Annotated in this window: 18 protein-coding genes; 9 read left to right on the top strand and 9 right to left on the bottom strand. The window is 66.0% G+C overall.

From position 1 onward, the window contains the following. Positions 1 to 94 precede the first annotated feature (94 nt). Entirely contained in the window at positions 95 to 1,483 is a 1,389-nt protein-coding gene (locus DAES_RS13545) for a sigma-54-dependent transcriptional regulator (RefSeq protein WP_013515600.1), read from the bottom strand. Between the two features lie 244 nt (positions 1,484 to 1,727). Between DAES_RS13545 and DAES_RS13540 the strand changes: the two genes are divergently transcribed. The 4 genes from DAES_RS13540 (at position 1,728) to DAES_RS13525 (ending at position 7,487) form a co-directional block, all read left to right on the top strand. After that, a complete protein-coding gene (locus tag DAES_RS13540) occupies positions 1,728 to 2,876 on the top strand; it encodes an HD domain-containing phosphohydrolase (RefSeq protein ID WP_013515599.1) in 1,149 nt (382 codons plus the stop codon). 73 nt (positions 2,877 to 2,949) lie between these two features. Then, on the top strand, positions 2,950 to 5,130 hold the full coding sequence (locus DAES_RS17035) for a PAS domain-containing sensor histidine kinase (RefSeq protein ID WP_013515598.1): 2,181 nt from the start codon (positions 2,950 to 2,952) through the stop codon (positions 5,128 to 5,130). Between the two features lie 30 nt (positions 5,131 to 5,160). Then, complete coding sequence (locus DAES_RS13530; protein WP_013515597.1) at positions 5,161 to 6,363, top strand: response regulator; 1,203 nt, start codon at positions 5,161 to 5,163, stop codon at positions 6,361 to 6,363. Next, complete coding sequence (locus tag DAES_RS13525) at positions 6,360 to 7,487, top strand: HD domain-containing phosphohydrolase (protein ID WP_013515596.1); 1,128 nt, start codon at positions 6,360 to 6,362, stop codon at positions 7,485 to 7,487. The genes DAES_RS13530 and DAES_RS13525 overlap by 4 nt, the downstream gene beginning before the upstream one ends. Positions 7,488 to 7,659: 172 nt before the next feature. Here DAES_RS13525 and DAES_RS13520 read toward each other — a convergent pair whose 3' ends face one another. Next, positions 7,660 to 8,238 (bottom strand): manganese efflux pump MntP, encoded by a 579-nt coding sequence (locus DAES_RS13520; RefSeq protein ID WP_013515595.1) that lies wholly within the window; start codon positions 8,236 to 8,238, stop codon positions 7,660 to 7,662. 92 nt (positions 8,239 to 8,330) lie between these two features. Beyond that, positions 8,331 to 10,853, bottom strand: a complete 2,523-nt coding sequence (locus DAES_RS13515) for a diguanylate cyclase (RefSeq protein ID WP_013515594.1) — start codon at positions 10,851 to 10,853, stop codon at positions 8,331 to 8,333. Between the two features lie 278 nt (positions 10,854 to 11,131). Between DAES_RS13515 and DAES_RS13510 the strand changes: the two genes are divergently transcribed. Then, positions 11,132 to 12,019 carry a PHP domain-containing protein gene (locus DAES_RS13510; RefSeq protein ID WP_041271446.1) on the top strand — a complete coding sequence of 296 codons (888 nt, stop codon included), beginning with the start codon at positions 11,132 to 11,134 and terminating at the stop codon, positions 12,017 to 12,019. A gap of 190 nt (positions 12,020 to 12,209) precedes the next feature. Further along, the gene (locus DAES_RS13505; RefSeq protein WP_013515592.1) at positions 12,210 to 12,902 is read left to right on the top strand and encodes a M15 family metallopeptidase; all 693 of its coding nucleotides are present in this window, start codon (positions 12,210 to 12,212) and stop codon (positions 12,900 to 12,902) included. Between the two features lie 93 nt (positions 12,903 to 12,995). Here the strand turns inward: DAES_RS13505 and DAES_RS13500 are convergent, their stop codons facing one another. From DAES_RS13500 to DAES_RS13475, 6 genes are read right to left on the bottom strand one after another with little or no spacing between them, the layout of a single operon-like run. After that, positions 12,996 to 14,375 (bottom strand): glycerate kinase type-2 family protein, encoded by a 1,380-nt coding sequence (locus tag DAES_RS13500; protein WP_013515591.1) that lies wholly within the window; start codon positions 14,373 to 14,375, stop codon positions 12,996 to 12,998. Then, entirely contained in the window at positions 14,372 to 15,403 is a 1,032-nt protein-coding gene (locus tag DAES_RS13495) for a 2-hydroxyacid dehydrogenase (protein WP_013515590.1), read from the bottom strand. Before DAES_RS13495 ends, DAES_RS13500 begins: the two co-directional genes overlap by 4 nt. A 27-nt stretch (positions 15,404 to 15,430) precedes the next feature. Further along, positions 15,431 to 16,438, bottom strand: coding sequence for an ABC transporter permease (locus tag DAES_RS13490; RefSeq protein WP_013515589.1), 1,008 nt, complete (start codon positions 16,436 to 16,438; stop codon positions 15,431 to 15,433). Next, positions 16,435 to 17,487: an ABC transporter permease gene (locus DAES_RS13485; RefSeq protein ID WP_157864867.1), complete on the bottom strand. Its 1,053-nt coding sequence runs from the start codon at positions 17,485 to 17,487 to the stop codon at positions 16,435 to 16,437. Before DAES_RS13485 ends, DAES_RS13490 begins: the two co-directional genes overlap by 4 nt. An 8-nt stretch (positions 17,488 to 17,495) precedes the next feature. Beyond that, on the bottom strand, positions 17,496 to 18,974 hold the full coding sequence (locus DAES_RS13480) for an ATP-binding cassette domain-containing protein (RefSeq protein WP_013515587.1): 1,479 nt from the start codon (positions 18,972 to 18,974) through the stop codon (positions 17,496 to 17,498). Positions 18,975 to 18,977: 3 nt separating this feature from the next. Beyond that, positions 18,978 to 20,165, bottom strand: coding sequence for a BMP family lipoprotein (locus DAES_RS13475; RefSeq protein WP_013515586.1), 1,188 nt, complete (start codon positions 20,163 to 20,165; stop codon positions 18,978 to 18,980). Positions 20,166 to 20,532: 367 nt separating this feature from the next. On the opposite strand from DAES_RS13475, the gene greA reads away from it, so the two are divergent. From greA to DAES_RS13460, 3 genes are all read left to right on the top strand, one after another. Next, positions 20,533 to 21,027 (top strand): transcription elongation factor GreA, encoded by a 495-nt coding sequence (greA, locus tag DAES_RS13470; protein ID WP_013515585.1) that lies wholly within the window; start codon positions 20,533 to 20,535, stop codon positions 21,025 to 21,027. Between the two features lie 75 nt (positions 21,028 to 21,102). Beyond that, the gene (locus tag DAES_RS13465) at positions 21,103 to 21,885 is read left to right on the top strand and encodes a hypothetical protein (RefSeq protein WP_013515584.1); all 783 of its coding nucleotides are present in this window, start codon (positions 21,103 to 21,105) and stop codon (positions 21,883 to 21,885) included. Beyond that, positions 21,882 to 22,529, top strand: coding sequence for an RluA family pseudouridine synthase (locus DAES_RS13460; protein ID WP_013515583.1), 648 nt, complete (start codon positions 21,882 to 21,884; stop codon positions 22,527 to 22,529). Before DAES_RS13465 ends, DAES_RS13460 begins: the two co-directional genes overlap by 4 nt. Positions 22,530 to 22,589: the final 60 nt, after the last annotated feature.

Genomic DNA, 22,589 nt, shown 5'->3' with positions numbered 1-22,589 from the left:
CGGGGTCGCTAGAAAAATGCAATGACATTACGGGTGTTTGATATGCAACAAGAACTGAAAATTCTTGTTTTTTGGAAAGAGGAACTGCCGGGTCTTATCTGGTCCTTCGGAACTGGCGTTTGGTCAGCCCGTGCCGGTTCATGAGCTTGTTGAGCTGCCGGGTGGTGATCCCGGCCTGTCTGGCCGCGTCCATGATCCGGCCCCCGCACTGTTCGAGTACGCTGCTTAAGTATTGCTTCTCGAACCGGTCCACGGTGATCTGGCGGGCCTCCTTCAGGGGCAGGCCGGTCCTGACCGGCGAGGTGATGACCTCGCCGTGGGAGGTGAAGAAATCGGGCGGAAAGCTCGGGGGGAGCAGGATGGGGCCGGTCTCCAGGATGCAGGCGCGCTCGATGATGTTCTCCAGCTCGCGGACGTTGCCGGGCCAGGGATACTCCTTGAAGGCGTCGAGCACGTCCGGGTGGATGCCCTTGATGTCCTTGTTGAGCAGGTTGTTGAGCTGCTTGATGAAGGATTCTGACAGCTTGAGAATGTCCTCGTACCGTTCGCGCAGGGGCGGGATGCAGACCGGAAAGACGTTGAGCCGGTAGAAGAGGTCGCGCCGGAACAGGCCGTCGTCGCACAGTTTGCCCATGTCCTCGTTGGTGGCCGCGATGATGCGCACGTCCACCGGGATGTCCGCCTCGCCGCCCACGCGCTGGATGACCCGCTCCTGGATGGCGTTGAGCAGCTTGACCTGGGCGGACTGGGTGACCGTGCCGATCTCGTCGAGGAAGATGGTGCCCCCGCCTGCCAGCTCGAACTTGCCGAGCTTGCGCCGCACCGCGCCGGTGAAGGCACCCTTCTCGTGGCCGAACAATTCGCTCTCCACCAGGGTGTCGGGGATGGCCCCGCAGTGGACGCTGATGAAGGGCTTGTCGTTGCGGTTGCTGTGGGCGTGGATGAGCTTGGCCATCAGGCTCTTGCCTGTGCCGGTCTCGCCGGTGAGCAGCACGGTGGTGCGCGTCCCGGCCACCTGCCTGACCTTGGCAAAGACATCGCGCATGATCCGGCTGCGCGTGTCCACGAATTCCAGCGCCTCCTCGTTCCAGAACTGGCCGCGCAGGTAGTCGAGTTCCGACTGCATGACATCGGACTGGTGGACCCTGTCCATGACCAGCCCCAGCTCTTCGGGGCCGACCGGGTGCGTCAGGTAGTCGAAGGCTCCGGCCTTGACCGCGTCGATGGCCAGTTGCGTGTGCGCCTCGTCGGTCATGACCACGATGGACGCCTGGGGATAGTTTTCCCACAGGGCCTTGAGGGCTTCGCCCACCGAGTCGTTTTGGTGGAGCAGCGTCCCGGCATCCACGAACAGGGTGTCGATCTCGGCATCGTCGCCGGGCCGGGCCGGGTGGTCGGCCACCACCTCGTGATCATGATAGCGCAGGCGGCCGATCTTTTCGGACCGGTTGCTGTCGCGGGTTATGACGAGCATCTTTCTCATGGCTACCTCAGAACTGCCGGGGTGCCCTGCCGAGCCGCCCCACGATCAGCCAAGCCATAGCGGCAAACCGGGCCGAGGACAACGGCAAACGCGCCCCCCCGGCATATTGGCCGCAGACGGAGTGAGAGAAATAATGTTCACCCGATCTTGCTTATAATTCCAGAATCGCTCAGTATGTTTCACAGTCGCAACGTGTCGGAAACATGCATCCGTGTGCCGGGCGCGCGGCGGGAGCGAGGCGAACATGTCGGAGCGAGTGCTTTTCGTGGATGACGACCCGAACATCCTCAAGACCTTCCGGGCCAGCTTCAGGAAGAAGTTCGACCTGGATCTGGCCGAGGGGGCGGACGAGGCCCTGGACAAACTCAAGGCGGGCGAGCGGTACGCGGTCATCGTCTCGGACCAGAAGATGCCGAAGATGTCGGGCATGGACTTCTTCGGCGTGGTTCAGGAGAAGGCGCCGACCGCTGTCAGGATCATGCTCACCGGCCACGGCGACTTCAATCTGGCCATGGACGCGGTCAACAGGGGGCAGCTCTTCCGCTTTCTGCTCAAGCCCTGCCCGCTCGACGACCTGGCTCTCGCCATCGAGGCGGCGCTGAAGCAGTACCGGCTGGTCATGGCCGAGAAGGTGCTGCTCAAGCAGACCCTCAAGGGGACTGTGGAGCTGCTGACCGAGATCGTCTCCCTGGTCAATCCCGAGGCCTTTGGCCGGTCGCAGCGGATCAAGCGGCACATGACCTACCTGGTCGAGCAGATGGGCATCAAGAGCGGCTGGCTCTATGAGCTGGCCGGGATGCTCTCGCAGTTGGGGTGCATTCTGCTTCCGGACAAGACCCTGGCCAAGCTTCAGGCGGGCAGGGCGCTCGACGGCGAGGAGATGCAGCTTTTCGACATGCACCCCACCCTTGGGGCGGAACTGCTCAAGAAAATCCCGCGCATGGAAAAGGTCGCGCAGATAATCGCCTATCAGGAGAAGAACTACGACGGTTCGGGCGTTCCGCTCGATTCCGTCAAGGGGGAGGACATCCCCCTTGGCTCCAGGATGCTCAAGCTGGTCCTCGACTACGACACGGCCCTGATGCGCACGGGCAAGCCGAGTGCGGCCTTTACCGCCCTGGAGGAGCACATTGAACGCTACGATCCGGAGCTGATGTACTACCTTGAAGGGTGCCTGGGAAAGGCCGCCCATTACACCCTCGGCGAGATGACCATCGACGAGCTGTATCCGGGCATCATTCTGGACGAACCCGTGGCCGATACGGACGGGCTGGTGCTGTGCCGCAAGAGCATGGAGGTGACCGCCAGCATGATCGCCAAGCTCAAGGCGTTTGGGCGGCGCAGCTCTATCCGGCAGCCGTTCAAGGTGCTCATGCCCGAAAGGCGGGCGTAGCGGATCTGGCGGGCAGGCGGGGGCCGGGCGGTCACGCAAGGGCCGCAACACGCGCAAAGGCGGGGTATCCAGCATGAATTCAGAAACCGACAGGGGCGGCGAGACGCTGGGGAGGCAGGACCAGGGGGTCAGCAACACCTCGCTTTCCAGGCTGTTCAACTGGGGCGTGGCCGGCCTGTTCCTGTTCCAGCTCTCGGTCGGCCTGTACGTCATCTTCCATTTCATCGGCGACAGGGTGCTGCGGATGCAGACCGACAGGGCCACCGCCGCCCTCGAGTATCGCAGGCAGCGTTTTGACGCGGGCCTGGACGCCAGCCGCGTCCTGCTGGCCGAGTACGCCCGTCTCCCGGTCCTGAGCGAAGGGCTGGAGCGTCCGCAGAACCTTGGCGAGGTCAGGAGCTTCATGGATTCCCTGTTCATGCTGGAGCGGGACTCTGCCTTCAGCCTGCAAGACGCGCACGGCGGGCTGGTCAGCGCGACCTCGGAGCGGGCCGCCCTGCTGGCTCCGCAGGGGGCGGGTTTTCAGGAACTGCTGGCCCAGGGGGCGCGGGGGCGGGTCGGGTTGGTCAGGCTTCGGACCGGCGGCTATCAATGGCGTCTGAGCTGTGTCGTGCTGCGCCAGGGGGTGCCAGTGGGCCTGTTGTCCGCCTATGTCCCCCTTGATCCCCTGTCCCCCTATCTGGCTGGCGACGACTTGTTCCGGGTGTCGCTGCTCTGGGGCGGCGTGCCAGCCGTGACCGTGGGCGAGGCGCCGCCCCCGGCGCTGGTCTTCGAGCAGGAGACCTCGGTTCCGGACGTTGTCCTGCGGCTTGAGATGAGCCGCCGCGAGGTGACCGAGGAGGTGCGCATGCTCACGGTAGGCATGGTCGCGACCCTTGGGCTGGGTACGCTCCTGCTCATGATCGTCATCCACCTGATTGGCAAGCAGCTCTACATCGTTCCCAATATCCGTCTTCAGGCCATGCGCGACGAGCTTGAGAAAGAGGTGGAGAAGCGCACCTCGGACCTCAAGATGCGCACGGTGCAGCTCTCCATAGAGATCCGCGAGCGGCGCGAGTCCGAGATCGAGGCCCGCGAGTCGGGCCAGCTCGTGTCCGCCCTGCTGGAGGGCATCGGGGCCGCCTTTTTCATTCTCGATCCCCGGACCGGCCATGTGGTCAAGTCCAACAGCGTGGTGCACACCATGTTCGGCCTTTCCCCCTGGCAGTTGGCCGACAGGCCGTGCTCCGAGGCGTTTGCCCAGTCCGCCGACAAGCTGGAGTCCCTGCTGTGCCCCGGAGCCATCAAAAATAACGCCTATACCGAAGGCGTGGCCAAGCACCTGAACGGGCAGACCTTTCCCGTGGCACGGTATCTTGTCCCCATGGAGCTTCGGGGGGAGGAGCATCTGGGCGTGATCGTGCTCGACATTACCGAGCGCAAGAACCTGGAGCGGCGGCTGCACATCGCCCAGAAGCTCGAATCCGTGGGCGAGCTGGCCTCGGGCATCGCTCATGAGATCAACACCCCGATCCAGTATGTGGGCGACAGCATCCGTTTCGTGGACGAGGCCTTTGGCGAGATGGCGGCCATCATGGCCCTGCAGGCCGAGTTGGCCCAAGCCTGCCGCGAGGCGGGGTTTCGGGATGATCTGGTGGAGAGGATAGAGAGGCTCAAGGACGAAGCGGACCTCGAATTCGTCCTCGACGAGGTGCCCAAGGCGTGCTCGCGCGCCCTGAGCGGGACCGAGCGCGTGGCCGTTATCGTCCGGGCCATGAAGAACTTCGCCCACCCCGGCGACGGCGAGAAAAAGGCCGTGGACATCAACGCGGCCCTGGAGAACACCATCACCGTGGCCAAGAACGAGTGGAAATATGTGGCCCAGGTGATCACGGACTTCGACGCCCTGCCCATGGTCCAATGCCTGCCCGGCGATATCAACCAGGTGTTCCTGAACATCCTGGTCAACGCGGCCCACGCCATCGGCGAGGTGGTGGGCAATTCGGGTGACAAGGGGGTCATCACCATCTCCACCAGACGGGGCGACCACGAGGTGGTCATCAGCTTCACCGACACCGGCACGGGCATCAGCCAGGATATCCGCGACAAGATATTCAACCCGTTCTTCACGACCAAGGAGGTCGGCAAGGGGACCGGGCAGGGGCTCGCCATCGTGCATGACATCATTGTGGAGCGGCACGGCGGCGTTATTGATGTCGAGTCGGAAGTGGGCAAGGGCACGACCTTCATCATCCGCCTGCCCGCAGCAGAATAATGCCGCATGCAACCCGCGAGGACCAAGCCAATGAAACGAACCATACTTTTTGTCGATGACGACCAGAACATCCTCGACGGCTTCCGCACCCTGCTCTACGCCAAGAGAAAGGAGTGGACCTGCCGGTTTGCCACCACCGGCCTGGAAGGGCTCGAATATGTGGACCGCGAGCAGTTCGACGTGGTCATCGCCGACATGCGCATGCCGGGCATGGACGGCGCGGACTTTCTGAAGGAGGTCGAGCGGCGGCAGCCGGGCGCGGTGCGCATCATCCTCTCCGGCTATTCGGAGATGCAGGCCGTGCTCAAGTCCGTCAGGCACGCCCACCAGTTCCTGAGCAAGCCGTGCAGCTCGGACACGGTGGTCTCGACCATCCGCCGGGTGACGGACTTGAGGCACATCCTCGACAACGAGGCCGTGCGGGCCATCGTCACCGGGTTGCAGTCGCTGCCCGTCATGCCCGACCTCTACATCCGGATCGAGCGGGAGCTTGAGAGCAGCGAGCCGGATCTGCGGCGCATCGCCAAGCTGGTGGAAAAGGACATTGGCATGTCCGCCACCCTGATGCGGGTGGTCAACTCCTCCTTTTTCGGCTTCTACGAGAAGATCACCTCCCCGGCCCATGCCGTGGCCCTGCTCGGGGTCGAGGCCCTCAAGGGGCTGGTGCTGGGCGTCCACCTGCTCAGCGAGGCCGACCCGACCGGCGTGCCCGGCTACTCCATCAAGAAACTCTGGAACCACAGCCTTCAGACCGCTTATTTCGCCAAGGTCGTGGCCGTGCTCGAATCGTGCGACGATACCTTTATCGAGGGGTGCTTCATCGCCGGGATTCTCCATGACATAGGCAAGCTGGTCTTTGTCACCCAGATGCCTGCGGCGTACCTGCCAGTGGTGGAGCAGGCCAGGCAGGGCAAGGGGCCGGTCCTGTCCATCGAGCGGCGAGAGCTCGGCGTGAGCCACGCCGAGGTGGGCGCGTATCTGGCCGGGCTGTGGGGATTCAAGAAGGAGGTGGTCGAGGCCGTCAACGGGCACCACGCGCCAGACGGCGCGGCAAGCGAATTCAGCATGTCCTTTGTGGTCCATGCGGCTGACGCGCTCCAGCACGAGATCCGGCAGGGCGGCGGGGACTATGTGTTTCCCTCCATCGACATGGACTGGCTTGAGGCCGTGGGCAAAACAGACCGCTACGTGGTCTGGCGCGATGCGTGCCGGAGCCACCTGGAGGACAAATGAAGAGCGACCCCAAGGTGCTGTTTGTCGATGACGAGCAGAACATCCTCGACACCTACCGGGTCTCGCTGCGCAGGCGGTTCACAGTGGACACCGCGCCAGGCCCTGCCGAGGGGCTGGAGAAATTCCGCACCTCCGGCCCTTACGGGGTGGTGGTCTCGGACCTCAAGATGCCGGGCATGGACGGCATAAAATTTCTCAAGAAGGTCCAGGAGCTGTCGCCGGACACGGTCCGGGTCATGCTCACCGGGCACGCCGATGTCAATGCGGCCATCTCCGCAGTCAACGACGGGGCGGTCTTCCGGTTCCTGACCAAGCCAAGCTCCATGGAGGAGATGATCCGCACCCTTGAGGTGGCCATGGGGCAATACTCCCTGGTCATCGCGGAGCGCGAGCTGCTGCGCGGCACCCTGCGCGGCAGCGTCAAGGTGCTCACCGACATCCTCGGCCTGGTCAATCCCGCTGCCTTTGGTCGGAGCGAGCGGGTCCGGCGGCTGGCGACCTATGTGAGCCAGCGGCTGGGCCTTCGGCAGACCCTGAGCCTCGACCTCGCGGCCATGCTCTGCCAGCTCGGCTGCGTCACCCTGACCGACACTGTGCTGGAAAAGGTCTTTCGGGGCGAGACCCTGACCCCGGAAGAGCAGCAGGCGTTCGACATGCACCCGATGGTGACCGCCGGGATGCTGGCCCGCATCCCGAGAATGGGCCGGGTGTCCGAGATCATCCTGCACCAGAACGACTCCTTGGCCGATACCCCGTCGCTTTCCATTGAGGCGCGCATCCTCAAGGTGTGCCTCGACTACGATGCCCATACCCAGCGCGGCATGGACAAGCAGGACGCCATCGACGCCCTGCGCGGGCGCGCCGGGGTCTACGATCCCAAGGTGCTCGACATCCTCGAACTGGGAACGGCTGGCGGCGACGGCTATGTCAGGCGTGATCTGGAACTCAAGGACTTGCGCCAGGGCATGATTCTCGACGAGCCCTTGTGGAGCCTGGACAAGGTCCACATCATGGCCGAGGGAACCGAGATCACCGAGACGGCGCTGATGCGCGTCCACAACTTTGCAAAGGCGCAGCGGCTGCCGGGCAGGCTGCGCGTCCTGGTTCCGGTGGAAGGCGGCTGATCCGGTGCCCGTCCCGGCGCGCCCGCTGCGCTGTTGGAAAGGGCAGGTCGTCCGCTAGCAGACTGTTGAAAAACGGCGATCTGCGGACGTTCAGCGACTGTAGGCGAGTCTTCGCGCCTGGCATCTCGTCATTTTTGAACAGCCTGCATGTTCTGACTTTTTCAACGGCCAGCTAGGCAAGAATCGCCGAGAGCGCGCCGTGCTCGCGCAGGATGTTCAGGCCGATGGCGATGAGGGTGGCCCCGCCCGCCAGCTCGGCCCATTTGCCGAGGCATCCGGCGCGGGCCATGGTCTTGCCCAGGTGCAGCCCGCCAGCGGTGAAGACCAGGGCCACCAGCCCGATGACCAGCGCGGGCCACCACACCGACACGCCGAGCATGGACAGGCTCAGGCCCACAGCCAGGGCATCGATGCTGGTGGCCACGGACAGGGCCACCATGGTCATGCCCCTGGTGGGGTCGGACCGGCACGATTTTTCCTGGGCAAAGGCTCCCCGGATCATGTTCACGCCGATGAAGGCCAGCAGGCCAAAGGCGATCCAGTGGTCGAACGCCTCAATGTGATCCCTGACCGTGAGGCCGAGCAGCCAGCCGAGGATGGGCATGAACGCCTGGAACAGGCCGAAGTGCCAGGCCAGGCGAAAGGTCTGGCGCGGACTGACGGCCTTGAGGGTGACGCCGGTGGCCACGGCCACTGCAAAGGCGTCCATGGCCAGGGCGATGGCGATGACAATGAGTTCGAGTGGTCCCATGGGCGGCGGTCCTTGCGCGGGTGAAGGGTGACAAAGCCGGAAGGGTAGACTCTCCGGCGACCGCAGGCAAGGGCAAATGGACGGGGCGGGCGTCAGGCGGATTCGGTCCTGTTGCGTCCGTTCTGCTTGGCCTTGTACAGGGCCGTGTCCGCGCCTTTCAGGAGTTTGTCGAGGGAGGCGGTGGCCGTGCCAGGATCCGTGTCAGGAGCCGTGTCCATGACGCAGACGCCAAGGCTCACGGTCACGGACAGGACCGTGTCGGCATCGACCTCGATCCGGCTGGCGGCGATCTCCGCGCGGACCCGTTCGGCCACGAGCAGGGCCTGCTCCCTGGTGGTCTGGGGCAGCACGGCGGCGAACTCCTCGCCCCCGATGCGGCCCAGCACGTCCACGTCGCGCAGGGTTCGGGCCGCGGCCCGGCCAATGGCCTTGAGCACCATGTCGCCGACATCGTGGCCGTGGGTGTCGTTGACCGCCTTGAACCGGTCGGCGTCGAACATGACCACCGAGAGTGGTTCGCCGTAGCGTCTGGCGTGCTCCACGGCCCTGGTGCCCAGTTCCATGAAGTGGCCCCGGCTGAAGAGCCCGGTCAGGCTGTCTTTGGTGGCCAGCCGGACCAGCTCCTGCTCGGCCAGCCGCTGCTCGGTGATGTCCTGGTTGATGCCGATGATGCTGGCCACCTTGCTGCTGTTATCCATGTGCGCTCTGGCCGCGGCCCGGATGTACCGCACGCCGCCCTCCGGGAGCAGGATGCGGAATTCGTGGTTCCAGCTCCCCCCCTCGGTCTGCACCTTGTCGAGAGAGTCTTTGGCCCCGGCCAGATCTTCGGGATGGACGCGGCTGGTCCAGGCCTGATACAGCCCGCTGAACTCGCCGGGCTTGACCGCGTACAACTCATGCATGCGGATGTCCCAGGTCAGCGTCCCGCTGGCGATGTCCCACTCCCAGACCCCGACCCCGCCGGCGTCAGAAGCCAGGGCGATCCGCCTGGCGTAGGATTCGAGCTTTCTTCGCGCTTCGAGTTTCTTGGTGATGTCGCGCAGGATGCCCACCGCGTACCACTTGCCATCCATCTGAAAAGACGAGACCGAGCGTTCCACAGGAAAGATGGCGCCGTCCTTGCGTCTGGCCGTGAACTCGTGAACGCTCCCGACCACCGACCCCATGCCGGTGCGGGCGAAGTGGGGGAAGCCGTGCACTGCGGCCTTCGAGTCCTGTGGCAGGCAGATAAGTTCGTGCAGGACTTGCCCCATGGCCTCGCTCTCGCCATAGCCGAAGAGCCGGGTGGCCGCGCTGTTCCAGAAGAGCACGGTGTCCTTTGCGTCGATCATGATGATGGCGTCGATGGAGGCATCGCTCATGGCGCGCAGCTTCTGCTCCTCCATGCGCAGGGCGGCCTCGGTCTCCTTGAGCGGGGTGATGTCCAGGAGCGTGCCCATGGCGCGGGACAGACGGCCATCCGGGCCGAGCTCGTTCTTCCCCCGGCTGAAGAGGTGGCGCACGGTGCCGTCGGGCCTGACGATGCGGTGGGTGATGGCGTAGGGTTCGCCCGCTTGGAGGTCGGCAAGGAATTTACTGCGGTTTTTTTCCGCGTCTTCCGGGTGGAAGAGGGCGAAGGTGGTTTCCAGTGTTGGCGTGAAGTCATTCCTGTCCAGGCCGAAGATGCGGTATGTCTCGTCCGACCACCACAGGACGCCGGTGCCAAAATGCATCTCCCAACTGCCCAGGTGGGCGACTTCCTGGGCCTCGGTCAGGGTGTCCCTGATGCGTATTAGTTCCCGGTCCTTGACCAACCCCCGGTACACGAGGACGAGGGTGCCGACGTAGAGCAGGAGGGCCAGCCCGTACAGGATGGGCAGGAAGTGCGGGATCGCAGTCCATCCCGCCACAGGCAGGGCGGCCAACTGCCACGATCCGGCGGGGAAGACGACTGAGGCGAGCACGGCCTCGCGCGCCGGGTCGAACAGGGCCGGGTCGCCGAAAAAGGTCGCGCCATCCTCGCCCTTGCTGTCCAGCCCCCGGATGGCGAGCTGGAGGTCGGTGTAGGTGCGCAGGCCCACGGCCTCGTAGAGCCGCTCGATATCAATGACCGAGGAGACCAGCCCCCAAAATTGGTCCGTGTTCCCGTGGCGGACGAGCACCGGGGCGCGGCCCACGAGCCCTGTTCCGCCCTGGACCAGGGGGATCGGCCCGGCAACGACCAGATCGCCCCGGACCATGGCCAGGAGAGCCTGCTCCCATTGCCCCGGCATCGTCCGGTAGTCGAGCCCCACGGCCTGCCGGTTGCCCTCCTGCGGATAGACATAGGTGATCACGAAGTCCGGCGCGGCGGCCAGGTTCCGGAGCAGCGGAGCCCCGCGCATGGCCGTGGCCGCGTAGCGCTCAAAGGTCTCCTGGTCCAGCTGGGGAGTGACGGCGATGAAGGTGGCCGCGCCCTGGATGCGCAGGAGGTTGCTTATGACCTCCTTCTCGAAGCGCGTGCGCAGGGTGGCCAACTGCTGCGCGATGACTGATGCCTGATGCCCCCTGTGCTCGCGGATGATCTGGGTGCGCAGGACAAGGCAGATCGCGCCAGCGACGAGGGCGGCCACAAGGGCGCGGAGGAAGAATCGCATGAGCACGTTTCCTGGTCCTGTTTATTTGGTGTCGCACCGTTCCGGTCCCTGCCTGCGGACGATGCCATGTTGACTGAAATGGCAGGGGAAAGGCAATGATTATCTCTGCCGGCATCCGCATAAGCCGCTCCATGGTCCGGCCCGCGCGCGGCGGCCCGGCGCATTCCCTTGACAAAGCGCCAGGAGTGGCTACATGGTTTTCAACACGACGCCCCTGGAACGGCTGGCCCCTTCCCGCACTTGTCATCCCCAAAGGAAATCCCAAAAACACACTGCCCATGCTGACATTCGATCTTCATTTTCACGCCAACATCCATCGGATGCCAGCCAGGAGCAAGGCCCTGCGGCTTGGGAAGATCAAGTGGTATCTCGGGGAGTACGGCCTGGACTATCTTGCGTCCACCGAGCACTCCTACAAGAAGCCGCTCGAAGCCTACCAGCGGCTGGCCGAGACCGCGGCGGACCTGAAGACCGTGATCATCCCCGGCGTGGAGAGCGTGTCCGCCGAGGGCATCGACATCATCTTTCTCTACGACAGTGAGGATCATCTGCGCTGGGGCCTGGACCAGTTCCGCACCTTTGGCTGGTCCGTGCGCGACGTGGCCCGCATCGCCGCCGACACCGGCGCCCTGTCCATCGTGCCCCACCCCTTCCACCTGGGCCGCACCTCTGCCGGCAATGTCCTGAGCCGCCGGGGGTATTCACAACTCCTGGGCATGACCGACTATGTGGAGATCCACAACGGCTCGGCCCTGACCTTTGACTCGCGGTTGGCAGGCAGCCGTGCCGGGCAGCTTTTTGAAAAGACTCAGCTCAGACTGGACCGGACCATCGACCTGCCCATGGAGGATCGCGGGGATGGACTCGGCTGGGCCGTGAGCAGCGATGCCCATTACCCCGGCGAGCAGTATATCGTCGGCTGCACCGAAATCCCTATGGCCGGGGCCGAAGCCCCCCTCGACTTTCTTCGCCGGAGAATCCGGTTCGCCCCCTACGCCCTGACCCAGCCCTCGGAAGTCAACTCGGTCAACAGCCTGCGCCTGCTGCGCAGCCTCCAGGGCGTGCTCAAGGAGGGGCTGGTCAAGCGGTGCCTCCGGACCTCGGAGCAGACCCGCGCGGCAGCCATCGCCGTGGGGCTGACCTACAGCGTGCTCCCCACGCTCTGATACCCGCACGCTGGCCCTTGCCCTTGCGGGCATTTCTCGCCTTCTTCCTTTTTTTGTTGCAAACCCGTTGCGGGATCGTGGGATTGATCGCCCCGGTTGTCTGCGGCTGCGGTTTCAGGTATGGGCCGGATACGGGATTCTGCGTTCCCGGGACAGTCCTTTTTCATCCGCAAATCAAGGAAGTGCGCTCATGACCCACTCCCGCAATCCGTTTTGCAGCGTGCCGCTGGCCCTTGCCCTGTGCCTGTTGCTGGCCGTTCCGGCCCTGGCCCAGCTGCCCGAGGGATTCTGTTACGTCGCGGACGCGGTGCCCGGCGTGGCGCTGGACGTGCGCTATTGTACCAATCACAACTTCGTGGGCGAGCCTGTTGACGGCTACGAGGCCCCGCGCGTCATCTTGACGGTGCAGGCGGCCCGCGCCCTGGCCGGGGTGCAGCAGGCCCTGGCCAGGTTCGGCCTGGGGCTCAAGGTGTTCGACGGCTACCGGCCCCAGCGGGCCGTGGACCATTTCGTGCGCTGGGCGGCAGATCTGGACGACACGCGCATGAAGGCGGAGTTCTACCCGGACGTGGACAAGGCCAACCTCTTCCGTGACGGCTACATCGCGGCCAAGTCGGGCCATTCGCGCGGCTCCACCGTGGACCTGACCATCATCGGCCTGACCACGGGCGAAGCGCTGGACATGGGCACCCCGTTCGACTTCTTCGGCCCGGCCTCCTGGCCCGACAGCCCGGCCATGCCCGCCCAGGTGCGCGCCAACCGCGCCCTGCTCCAGGGGGTCATGGTCAGCCACGGCTTCCGCCCCCTGCCCGAGGAATGGTGGCACTTCACCCTTGAGGACGAGCCGTTCCCCGGCACCTATTTCGACTTTCCGGTCCGCTAGCCGGACAACGGGCTGACAACAAGACCGGCGCGCAGTCACTCTGCGCGCCGGTCTTGTTGTGTGAGGGCTGGCCGGTCCGGTCCGGGCCCCTGGTCAGGCCGGGTCCACGAGGATGACGGCGATGTCCATGACATTGGTGCGCGTGGGGCCGGTCTTGAGGATGGTCCCGGCGGTGGAGAAGAAGGTGTAGGCGTCGTTGTCGTCCAGATGGCGTCGCGCGGCGGCCAGACCCGTGGCATCACAGTGGCCCAGGGTGTCGGGCAGCACGAGCGCGCCTGCCGCGTCCGTGGGACCGTCCGTGCCATCGGTGCCCACGCAGGCCATGCCGATGCGCGCGCTGTCCGGGCCGGATTCAAAGAGGCGGATGGCCGCGGCCAGGGCCATCTCCTGGTTGCGGCCCCCCTTGCCCCCGCCCTTGCCTCCGTCCTTGAGGGTCACGGTGGTCTCGCCCCCGGCCAGCAGGCACACGGGCGGCTTGGGCCCGTCGCCGCCGCAGATGCCCATGGCCGCGCAGACGAGGTCTGATGCCACCTGCCGCGCCTCGCCCTGCATGGAGGTCTCGACCACCAGCGGCGCGTAGCCCAGCTCGCGGGCCGCCTCGGCTGCTCCGGCCAGGGCCTGGGCGTTGCCTGCGATGATCAGGTTGCGCACGCGGGCGAAGCAGGGATCGTCGCTGCCCAGGGTCTCGGGCAGCCTGCCTTCCTGCCCGGCCTGGAGCAGGGCGGTCACTTGGGGCGGCACAGCCTCGCGCAGGCCGAAGCGATCAAGGATGTCCAGGCAGTCGGCAAAGGTGGCGTTGTCGGGCGCAGTGGGGCCGGAGCCGATGACGTCCAGCCGGTCCCCCACCACGTCGGAGATGATCAGGGTCAGGACTGTGGCCGGTTCCAGAACCTTGGCCAGATGCCCGCCCTTGATGGCCGAGAGGTGTTTGCGGATGGCGTTGATCTCGTCGATGGTCGCCCCGCAGGCGAGCAGGCGGCTCGTGGTCTCCTGCTTGTGGGCCAGGGTTACGGGCGGCTGGGGCGCTGGGATGAGGGCGCTGGCCCCGCCCGAGATGAGGCAGAAGACCAGATCGCGCTCCGTGGCCGTGGCCGCGAGGTCGAGGAGCGCCTCGGCCCCGCGCTGGCCCGCCTCGTCGGGCACGGGGTGGGCGGCCTCCATCACCCGGATGCGACCAGGGTCGCACCCGTGGCCGTATTTGGTGATCACCAGCCCATCGTGAAACAAGCGGTCAAGCACGCGCGCGCCCAGGATGTCCTCCAGGGCGCGGGCCATGGACGCGGACGCCTTGCCCGCGCCGAGCACGAGGATGCGCTCGAAGCCGGTCAGGTCGTACTGCTCCCCGGCCACGTTCAGGATGTCGCCGTGGCGGGATATGGCCTTGCGCATGGCCCCTTCCGGGGCCACGGCCTCGATGGCCCGGTTGACGATGGCCAGCAGGTGGTCGCGCCGCTGTGCGTAGGCCGTGGTCATGCCTTGGCTCCGCCCTTGCGGTCACTGCGTTCCGCGTCAAAGAAGGCCGGGCCGAATATGTCTGGGTTGAGGCAGGTCTCTGGCCGCTGCCCGGCCAGCATGGCGAGCATGTTGCGCGCCGCCAGGGTGGCCATGTCCGTGCGCGACTCGACGGTGGCCGAGCCGATGTGGGGCAGGACCACTGCGTTGTCCAGCCCGGCCAGCCCCGGCGCCATGGCCGGTTCGCGCTCGAACACGTCAAGCCCCGCGCCCGCGATCACGCCGTTCTTCAGGGCGTCCACCAGATCGTCCTCCTTGATCACCGGGCCGCGCGCCGTGTTGACGATGCAGGCCGTGCGCTTCATGCGCCCAAAGGCGGCAGCGTCGAAGAGGTGGCGGGTGTCCGGTGTGAGGGGGGTGTGGATGGAGATGAAGTCCGCCTCGGCCAGCAGGGTGTCAAAGGGCACAAGGCGCGCCTTCAGGGTGTCCTCAAGGACCGCGTTGCGCCTGCCGGACGAGCTGGTGTAGAGCACCCGCATGTCGAACCCGCGGGACATCAGGGCCATGGCCGTGCCGATGCGGCCCGCGCCGACAATGCCCAGGGTCTTGCCGCGCACGCCCTGGCCGATGAACTGGAGCGGTCCCCATCCCTGCCACGCGCCGGAGCGCATGACCCGGTCCGCCTCCGCCACGCGCCGGGCCGTGGCAAAGATGAGCGCCCAGGCGCACTCTGCCGTGGCGTCGGTGAGCACGCCCGGCGTGTTGGAGACCGGGATGGACCGGCGGGTGGCCTCGGCCACGTCGATGTTGTCGTATCCCACGGCGTAGTTGGCGTACCCCTTGAGCTTGGGCGCGGCGTCGAAGAATTCCGCGTCGATTTTTTCGGTGAGCAGGCCGATGACGCCCTGGCAGTCGGCCACCGAGGCCAGCAGTTCGGCCCGCGACAGGGTGCGGTCCTCGGGGTTGACGACCACCTCGGCCACCTCGGCCAGCATGTCGATGCCTGCGTCCGGGATTCGACGGGTGATGAAGATTTTCGGTTTGCTCATGGACGCCTCCTTGTGTTGTCAGGGTCGTTATAGTCCCTTTCTGGGGTCGAAGTCCTGGCCCAGCGCCGCCGGGGGGTCGATGGACCAGCCTTGGGAGAGCCGTTTGAGGAAAGGATGGCGGCGGATCATATCCTGCACCCGGCCTGCGCGGCCCAGGTTCGCGGCCAGCAGGGTCAGGATCATCATGGGGAACGGGGCCACCTGGAAGACCGGGGCCGGAATGGACGGAAAGATATCCTGAAGATAGATGCCCGATACCTGGAGCGCGGCGAAGAAGAAGGCGCCAAGGGCCGCGCGCACCGGATGCCAGCCGCCGAAGATGACGATGGCCAGGACGATCCAGCCCGCGCCCTCGCACCCCTGGGGCCGTCCCCAGCCGGGCTTGACCGCCAGGGAGTAGGCGGCCCCGGCCATGCCCACCAGCGCGCCGCCTGCCAGACAATAGCACAGCCTGACCAGCCGCACCCGGATGCCCCGGCCAAAGGCGGCCCTGGGTGATTCGCCCACTGCGCGCAGCCGGATGCCCCCCTCGGTGCGGTACATCCACCACCAGCACAGGAAGATGGCCGCGAGGCTCAGGTGGACCACCGGCGAGCGTGAGCCAAAGATGGGGCCGAAGACAGGGCCGATCAGGGCCACCTCGCCCAGGCCCGGAATGGTCCAGACGCCGAGGTCAGGACCGGGCTGGCGCGAGAAGCCGTGACCCAGGAAATAGGCCAGGTCGCGGGCCAGCAGGGTCAGGATGAAGCCCACGGCCAGTTGCGACTGCCCGAGATAGATGCCGATGACGCCGAGCGCGCCCGCCATGGCTGCGCCCACGGCCATGCCTGCCGCCACGCCGAGCCACGGGCTGTCAAAGGTGGCGGACACGGCAAAGGCGGCCATGGCGGCCAGCAGGATGGAGCCGTCCAGCGACAGGTTGATGATGCCCGCCTTTTCGGTCAGCGTCTCGCCCAGAGTGGCCAGCACCAGGGGCGCGCCCGCCATGAGCACGGCGGCCAGGGCCAGGGCAATGGCGTCGGTCATGCCGTTCATGCCGATTCCCCCCTTTGGCGCAGCCACAGGCGCAGGCCGTGGACCAGGAATACGGACAGGACCATGACCCCTTGGATGACGCCGCTCAGGGACGAATCAAGCCCCAGTTGCAGGGGGAGCTGGATGGAGCCCACATTGAGCACCGCGAAGAAGAGGCAGATGAAGGGCACCGGCCCAAGCCGGAACGAGGCCATCATGCCCACCAGCAGCGCGGTGTAACCGTAGCTCGACGAGATGGACGGCAGCAGCCGGTGGTAGACGCCGAGCACTTGGATGGCTCCGGCCAGCCCGGCCAGCCCGCCGCAAAGCATGAACGCCTGGAGCAGGCGGCGGCGCGGCCCCAGCGCGAACAGGGTGGCGGCCTTGGGGTTCTCGCCCACGGCACGCAGCTTGAGCCCCCAGGTGGTGCGGCGCAGGAGCAGGCCCACCCCGATCACGGCGGCCAGGGCCAGGGCCAGGGCGGCCCAGCTCACGGTCATGGAGCCGAGCCGGGGCAGCCACAGGGATGCGTCGATGGGCTCGGTGCCGGACATGGAGGCCACGCCGGGCCGTTTCCACGGGCCGAAGATGAGCCACAGGGTCACGCCCAGGGCCACGAAGTTGAGGCCCAGGCCGGAAAAAATCTCGTGGACCCGGCCAAACACGCGCAGCAGCCCGGCCAGGAGCGCCCAGAGCGCGCCGCCCAGAATGCCCGCGCCCATGGCCAGCAGAATCTCGGGCACGCCGCCGCTGTCAAAGGGGCGCAGGGCCCAGGTGCAGAAGATGGCCCCCATGACCACCTGCCCCTCCACGCCGATGTTCCAGAGCCGGGCGGTGAAGGGCACGAGCAGGCCCACGGCGCACAGGGTCAGCGGCACCCAGCCCGCCAGCACGCGGCCGAGCTTGGAGACCGAGCCGAGCCCGCCCTCGAAGAGCACGGCGATGGTCTCAAAGGGAGGCGCGCCCGAGGGCAGGGTGACCAGGATGGTCAACCCCAGGGCCAGGAGCATGGCCGCGCCGAGCCAGCCGGCTTCGGCCAGCGCCGGGGATTTTGTCCATGTCCGCGCCATTGCCCGCGTCATTGCCCGCCCCCCAGGATTTCGTCGGGGTGTTTGCCTGCCATGAGCGCACCCACGGCCTCGGTGGTGGCCTGGGCGCGGTCCACCATGGCGGCGATGGCCCGGTCATAGAAGACCGCCACCCGGTGGCTGTGCTCCAGCACCTCGTCGAGATCGGGCGAGAAGAAGATCAGGGTCGCGCCCGCCCGGCAGCGGTCGTTGAGGTGGGACCACACCTGTCGGGCCGAGCCCGCGTCAAGGCCGCGCGTGGGGTGTTCCATGAGCAGCAGGGCGGCGTTGTCCGGGATGAGCGAGAGCAGCAGCCGCTGCTGGTTGCCGCCCGAAAGCTCGTCCGCCCTGGTGTCCGGGTGGGCGCGCAGGTTGAACCGCTCCACGCATTGGCTCTGGTAGAAGGCGTCCAGCCCGTTGGCGCGCTCCGGGAAGGCGAGGGCGACGTGTTGGCGCAGGGTCAGGGCCGGAAACAGGGCCATTGCCAGCCGGTCGGCGGGCACGAAGTGGACCCCGGCCCGTCGCAAGGTGGCGAAATCGTTTGTCGTGTAGGTCCGGCCATCCAGGGTCAGGGTGCCGCCGGGCATGCGGTCCAGCCCGCACAGGCCGCGCAGGAACAGTTCCTGGCCGCTGCCGTCCAGCCCGGCCAGCCCGATGCACTCGCCGGGCCGGGCCGAGAAATTCATCGGCCCCATGGAATACTTGGGACCGGCCAGGGTCACGCTGTCCAGCCGCAGCCGTGGGGAGGCATTAAACTCGGTCGGTTCGGGTGCGCTCACAGGCTGGGTTTCTGCCGCCTCGCCGAACATGCGCCGGACCAGTTCCCGCCCGTCATAGGGCGGGGTCAGGGTGGCGACGAGCGCGCCCTGGCGCATGACCAGGATGGCATCGGCCATCTCCAGGGCTTCGGAGAGCTTGTGGGTGACCAGGACGATGGTGTGGTTTTCCTCGCGGGCCAGCTTCATGAGCAGGTTGAAGAGGTCGCGTTTCTGCTCCGGGGTGATGCCCGTGGTCGGTTCGTCCAGGATCAGGGTGGTGGCTCCCAGGTCGAGCAAGCGCAGCAATTCGAGCAGCTGGCGCTCGCCCACGGTCAGGGACGAGACCGTCTCGTCGGGCAGGAAACAGGCGTCGAGCCGGTAGGAGAGCTCGCCGATGACATCAATGACCTGTCCCTTGGTCCGTTTGGGTGCGCCCAGCTGGAAGTTCTCCCAGACGGGCATGGCCGGGAAATCGAGCGGGTCCTGGTAGAGCATGCCCACCCCGTGCTCGCGGGCCAGGGTCGGCGTCAGGTGGGCCACGGTGTGGCCGCCCAGGCCGATGGTGCCGGAGGTGGGGCGCGTGTGCCCGGCCAGCACGCGCATGAGGGTGCTTTTGCCCGCGCCGTTTTCGCCCACCAGGGCGTAGATATGGCCGGGTTCGAGGGTCAGGCTGATGCCGTCGTTGGCCCGAACCCGGCCATAGTGCTTGTGGATGTCCTGTAAGACGATCATCTGCTACTTGGCGCTGGAGAGTCCTGTCATGCCTTCAAGCAGCTGTTCCATGTACCAGATCTGTTTGTCCGTGGCCTTTTCGCCCGGCTTGAGGAAGACCGAGCCGTCCTGGTAGTTGAGGGGGCCGGTGAACAGGTCGAGCTGGCCCGACCCCATCCGGGCCACGAACTCGTCGAGCTTGGCCTGGGTTTGGGCGGTCATGCCCTCGCCGGGCATGAAGCCCACGGGCGACTTGTCGTGGTCGTTGATGTTGGCCCAGTGGGGCGCTTCCCACTCGAAAGCGGGTTTGTAGGTGCCGTCCTGCACCTGCTTGGCGATGCGCAGGAAGCCCGGACCCCAGTTGAAGTAGGGCACGCCAAGACAGATGGCCCCCTGGCCCTCGCACGCCTTTTCATAGTCGTAGGGGATGGCGAAGACGTTTTTGCCCTGGCCGCTCTTTTGCCGGGCCACGGTCACGGCCTCGGGGGTGTCGATGCCGGAGATGATCACGTCGCAGCCCGAATCGTAGAAGGAACCGGCCACCTGGGTCGGGTCGGCGGTGACGCCGGGGATGTTGAACCAGAAGCCGATCCATTTGACGTTGAAGGAAAGGTCTTTAATGTCTTTGCCGCGCACCGTGGTCCAGGCGTGGGCCGCGCCGAGGTAGGCCGAGGCCACCAGACGGCGGGTCTCCTCATTGATCAGCGGGCCGAGGAAGCCGATCTTGCCGGTCTGGGTGGTCATGGCCGCGGTGAATCCGGCCATCATCTTGGGATACTCCATGCGGCCAAAGAGGTTGCCCAGGTTGGCCGGGCCGTTGCCGCCCCACGTCGCGTCGCCGGAAACATGGACAAAGGTCTTGTCCGGGTGCATGGCCGCGGCTTCGAGGATGCCGTCTTTCATGTCGTCGGACCCGGCGATGATCAGGTCCGCGCCCTTTTCGATCAGGTCGTCCACCACCTGGGGGATGGTCAGGCCGGGCCGGTCTGCCGGGTTGACCTTGTCGAGGTAGATCATTTTTGCGCCAGGCATCTTGGCCTCGACATATTTGCCGCCATCAAACTGGGCCTGGCTGTATCCCTTGTCATTGTAAGGGCCGACCAGGATCAGGCCGATGGTGAAATCCTTGGCCGCGGCCAGCCCGGCGGAGAGCAGCACGGTCAGGATCACCACTGGAAGCGCAACCGAAAGCAGCGTGCGTAGCTTGGACATCGTATCCTCCGTTGCGGATGCCTGCCGACCGGGATCAGGGGGTGGCCGGCATGCGGTTGGTATTTCGCGGCCCGTTCGAATGGGTCGCTGAAATGGCGGAAGGCGCGTCTGCCTTTCGCCGCGTCAAAAGCATATCAGTGAATTACTCCGGCTGTTCGTGTCAACTGCTGCGTGCGCTTTCTGGCCACCCGCCCTGGCCCGGGCTGCCGAAAATGGGTGGTCGGCACTTGACCGAAGCGCGTCCATGTTCTATCTATTCATACGTCACGGACGCAGGACAACGAACGCAGGGGCGCGGACCCTCTCATGAGAAGCCGCGCAATCTGCTTCTTTTTTTTATATCGACACACAGCAGAGGAACGACGCAATGGACAGGATTCCCATTTCCAAACAGGGCTTTGAAAAGATCAAGAAGGAGCTTGAAGAGCTCAAGGCGCAGCGACCCGCCATCATCCAGGCCATCAAGGAGGCCAGGGAGGAAGGCGACCTGAGCGAGAACGCCGGATACGACGCGGCCCGCGAACGCCAGGGCATGCTTGAGGCGCGCATCACCTACATCAATTCGCGCATGCCGCTCTTTGACGTGCTCGACCTCGACACCCTGGGCGGCAGCCGCGCCATCTTCGGGGCCACTGTCGAGATCGAGGATATGGACACCGAGGAGACCAAGCGGTTCACCCTGCTCGGCCCGGACGACGCGGACCACAAGAGCGGCTCCATCTCCGTGCTCTCGCCCATGGGGCGCGCCCTGATGGGCAAGGAAGTGGGCGACGAGGCCATTGTGGACGCTCCGCGAGGCCGCATCGAGTACGAGATCGTTTCCATCCAGTTCCTCGGTGCCGCAGGGTTGAACATCCGATAAATTTGCACTTGGTTCTCAACAGGCTTCTGTGTACAGTGGCCCCAGCGCACATCGCGTTGGGGTCACTGAATTTTAATGCTGATGGAACCTATCGGAATATCTGTCGAAACCGATGATCGCGTCGCGTGTTCCGGGTATTGCTCCCGGTGCGGGCGGCAGCATGTCCTGCCCGTGGGGCCGGCGGCCCGTCCGGCCAGGGAATTGCTGCGCGCGCTGACCAGGGCCGGGCGCATCGACCTCCACGAGGACGAGAGCCTGGCTGATCCGCGTTTTTCCACCGCGCCGCTCTTTGGCGAGGCCAGAGGGCATATGTTCGGCGTGCTTGTCTGCCGCGACAGGCAGGGCCGCACCGGGGTGCTCAAGGCGTTCTCCGGCCAGTTCAACGGCGTGTGGCGCGTGCCCGGCTGGGTTCCCCCGCTGGTGGATGTGGACGCCCTGACCGCCATGAGCTTCGGCGTGGAGCGGTTCATCAAGCGTCTTGGCAGCGACATGGCCGCCCTGCCTCAGGGCAGCCCGGAGCGGACAGCGCTGGCCGACAAGCGGCGCGCCATCTCTCGCGCCCTGATGCGCGACATCCACGCCCTGTACCGCATCCCCAATTTTCGCCGCGAGCTGCACCCCCTGCCCCGGATCGTCCTGGGTGACAGCGGCATCCCGTCCGGCACGGCGGACTGCTGCGCGCCCAAGCTCCTGGGCTACGCGGCCCGGCACTCCCTGACGCCGCTCGGCGTGGCCGAGTTCTACGTTGGCCGCGACAACCGCTCCGGGACCAGACGGCACGGCGGGGTCTACGCCTCCTGCAAGGACAAGTGCGGCCGCATCCTCGGCTACATGCTCTGCGGCCTGGAAGGGGCATGACCGGGATTCCCGACGGCCTGGTCATCGTGCACCGCGATCCGCTGTTCGTGGTGGTGGACAAGCCGGGCGGTCTGCTCTCGGTGCCGGGGCGCGGCCCGGAGAACCAGGACTGCGTGGTCAACCGGCTCAAGGCCCTGCTTCCGGAGTGCCTTGACCAGCCCTCGGTCCACCGGCTGGATCAGGACACCTCTGGGCTGCTTGTTCTGGCCCTGACGGCCCAGGCCCACCGCGCCCTGTCCGTGCAGTTCATGGAGCGGCTGGTGGGCAAGCGCTATGTGGCCCTCATCGACGGCGTGCTGGGCCCGGATTCCGGCATCATCGAGCTGGCCTTCCGGCTTGATCCGGACAACCGGCCCTATCATGTCTATGATCCAGAGCAGGGCAAGCCGGGTGTCACCCGCTGGCGCAAGCTGGGCGTGGAACAGGGGCGCACCAGGGTCGAGTTCATGCCCCTGACCGGGCGCACCCACCAGCTCAGGCTGCACTCGGCCCACGAGAAGGGGCTTGGCCATCCCATCGTGGGCGACCGTCTCTACGGCACGGGCACGGCCCCGGGCCAGCTCAGGCTCCACGCCTCGGCCTTACGCTTTCGCCATCCGGCCACACGGCAAAACCTCGAATTCTTCTCGCTGCCGCCGTTTTAACCTCACCGGGTTGCAGGGCAGCATCCCTCAAGATTCCGCCTGATCCGGCATCGGTTTGCG

Origin of the sequence: Pseudodesulfovibrio aespoeensis Aspo-2 (genome assembly GCF_000176915.2) — a bacterium.
Classification (GTDB): domain Bacteria; phylum Desulfobacterota; class Desulfovibrionia; order Desulfovibrionales; family Desulfovibrionaceae; genus Pseudodesulfovibrio; species Pseudodesulfovibrio aespoeensis.
Note: the sequence above shows the minus strand (reverse complement) of the source record. Positions and strands in the feature narration are given on the sequence as shown.

Bases quoted from the DNA above. Each gene is read 5' to 3' on its own strand.
- DAES_RS13545 (WP_013515600.1), bottom strand. From the start codon at position 1,483: ATGAGAAAGATGCTCGTCATAACCCGCGACAGCAACCGGTCCGAAAAG.
- greA (WP_013515585.1), top strand. From the start codon at position 20,533: ATGGACAGGATTCCCATTTCCAAACAGGGCTTTGAAAAGATCAAGAAG.
- DAES_RS13495 (WP_013515590.1), bottom strand. From the start codon at position 15,403: ATGAGCAAACCGAAAATCTTCATCACCCGTCGAATCCCGGACGCAGGC.
- DAES_RS13460 (WP_013515583.1), top strand. From the start codon at position 21,882: ATGACCGGGATTCCCGACGGCCTGGTCATCGTGCACCGCGATCCGCTG.
- DAES_RS13480 (WP_013515587.1), bottom strand. From the start codon at position 18,974: ATGATCGTCTTACAGGACATCCACAAGCACTATGGCCGGGTTCGGGCC.
- DAES_RS13530 (WP_013515597.1), top strand. From the start codon at position 5,161: ATGAAACGAACCATACTTTTTGTCGATGACGACCAGAACATCCTCGAC.
- DAES_RS13475 (WP_013515586.1), bottom strand. From the start codon at position 20,165: ATGTCCAAGCTACGCACGCTGCTTTCGGTTGCGCTTCCAGTGGTGATC.
- DAES_RS13525 (WP_013515596.1), top strand. From the start codon at position 6,360: ATGAAGAGCGACCCCAAGGTGCTGTTTGTCGATGACGAGCAGAACATC.
- DAES_RS13490 (WP_013515589.1), bottom strand. From the start codon at position 16,438: ATGAACGGCATGACCGACGCCATTGCCCTGGCCCTGGCCGCCGTGCTC.
- DAES_RS13505 (WP_013515592.1), top strand. From the start codon at position 12,210: ATGACCCACTCCCGCAATCCGTTTTGCAGCGTGCCGCTGGCCCTTGCC.
- DAES_RS13520 (WP_013515595.1), bottom strand. From the start codon at position 8,238: ATGGGACCACTCGAACTCATTGTCATCGCCATCGCCCTGGCCATGGAC.
- DAES_RS17035 (WP_013515598.1), top strand. From the start codon at position 2,950: ATGAATTCAGAAACCGACAGGGGCGGCGAGACGCTGGGGAGGCAGGAC.
- DAES_RS13515 (WP_013515594.1), bottom strand. From the start codon at position 10,853: ATGCGATTCTTCCTCCGCGCCCTTGTGGCCGCCCTCGTCGCTGGCGCG.
- DAES_RS13540 (WP_013515599.1), top strand. From the start codon at position 1,728: ATGTCGGAGCGAGTGCTTTTCGTGGATGACGACCCGAACATCCTCAAG.
- DAES_RS13485 (WP_157864867.1), bottom strand. From the start codon at position 17,487: ATGGCGCGGACATGGACAAAATCCCCGGCGCTGGCCGAAGCCGGCTGG.
- DAES_RS13510 (WP_041271446.1), top strand. From the start codon at position 11,132: ATGCTGACATTCGATCTTCATTTTCACGCCAACATCCATCGGATGCCA.
- DAES_RS13465 (WP_013515584.1), top strand. From the start codon at position 21,103: ATGCTGATGGAACCTATCGGAATATCTGTCGAAACCGATGATCGCGTC.
- DAES_RS13500 (WP_013515591.1), bottom strand. From the start codon at position 14,375: ATGACCACGGCCTACGCACAGCGGCGCGACCACCTGCTGGCCATCGTC.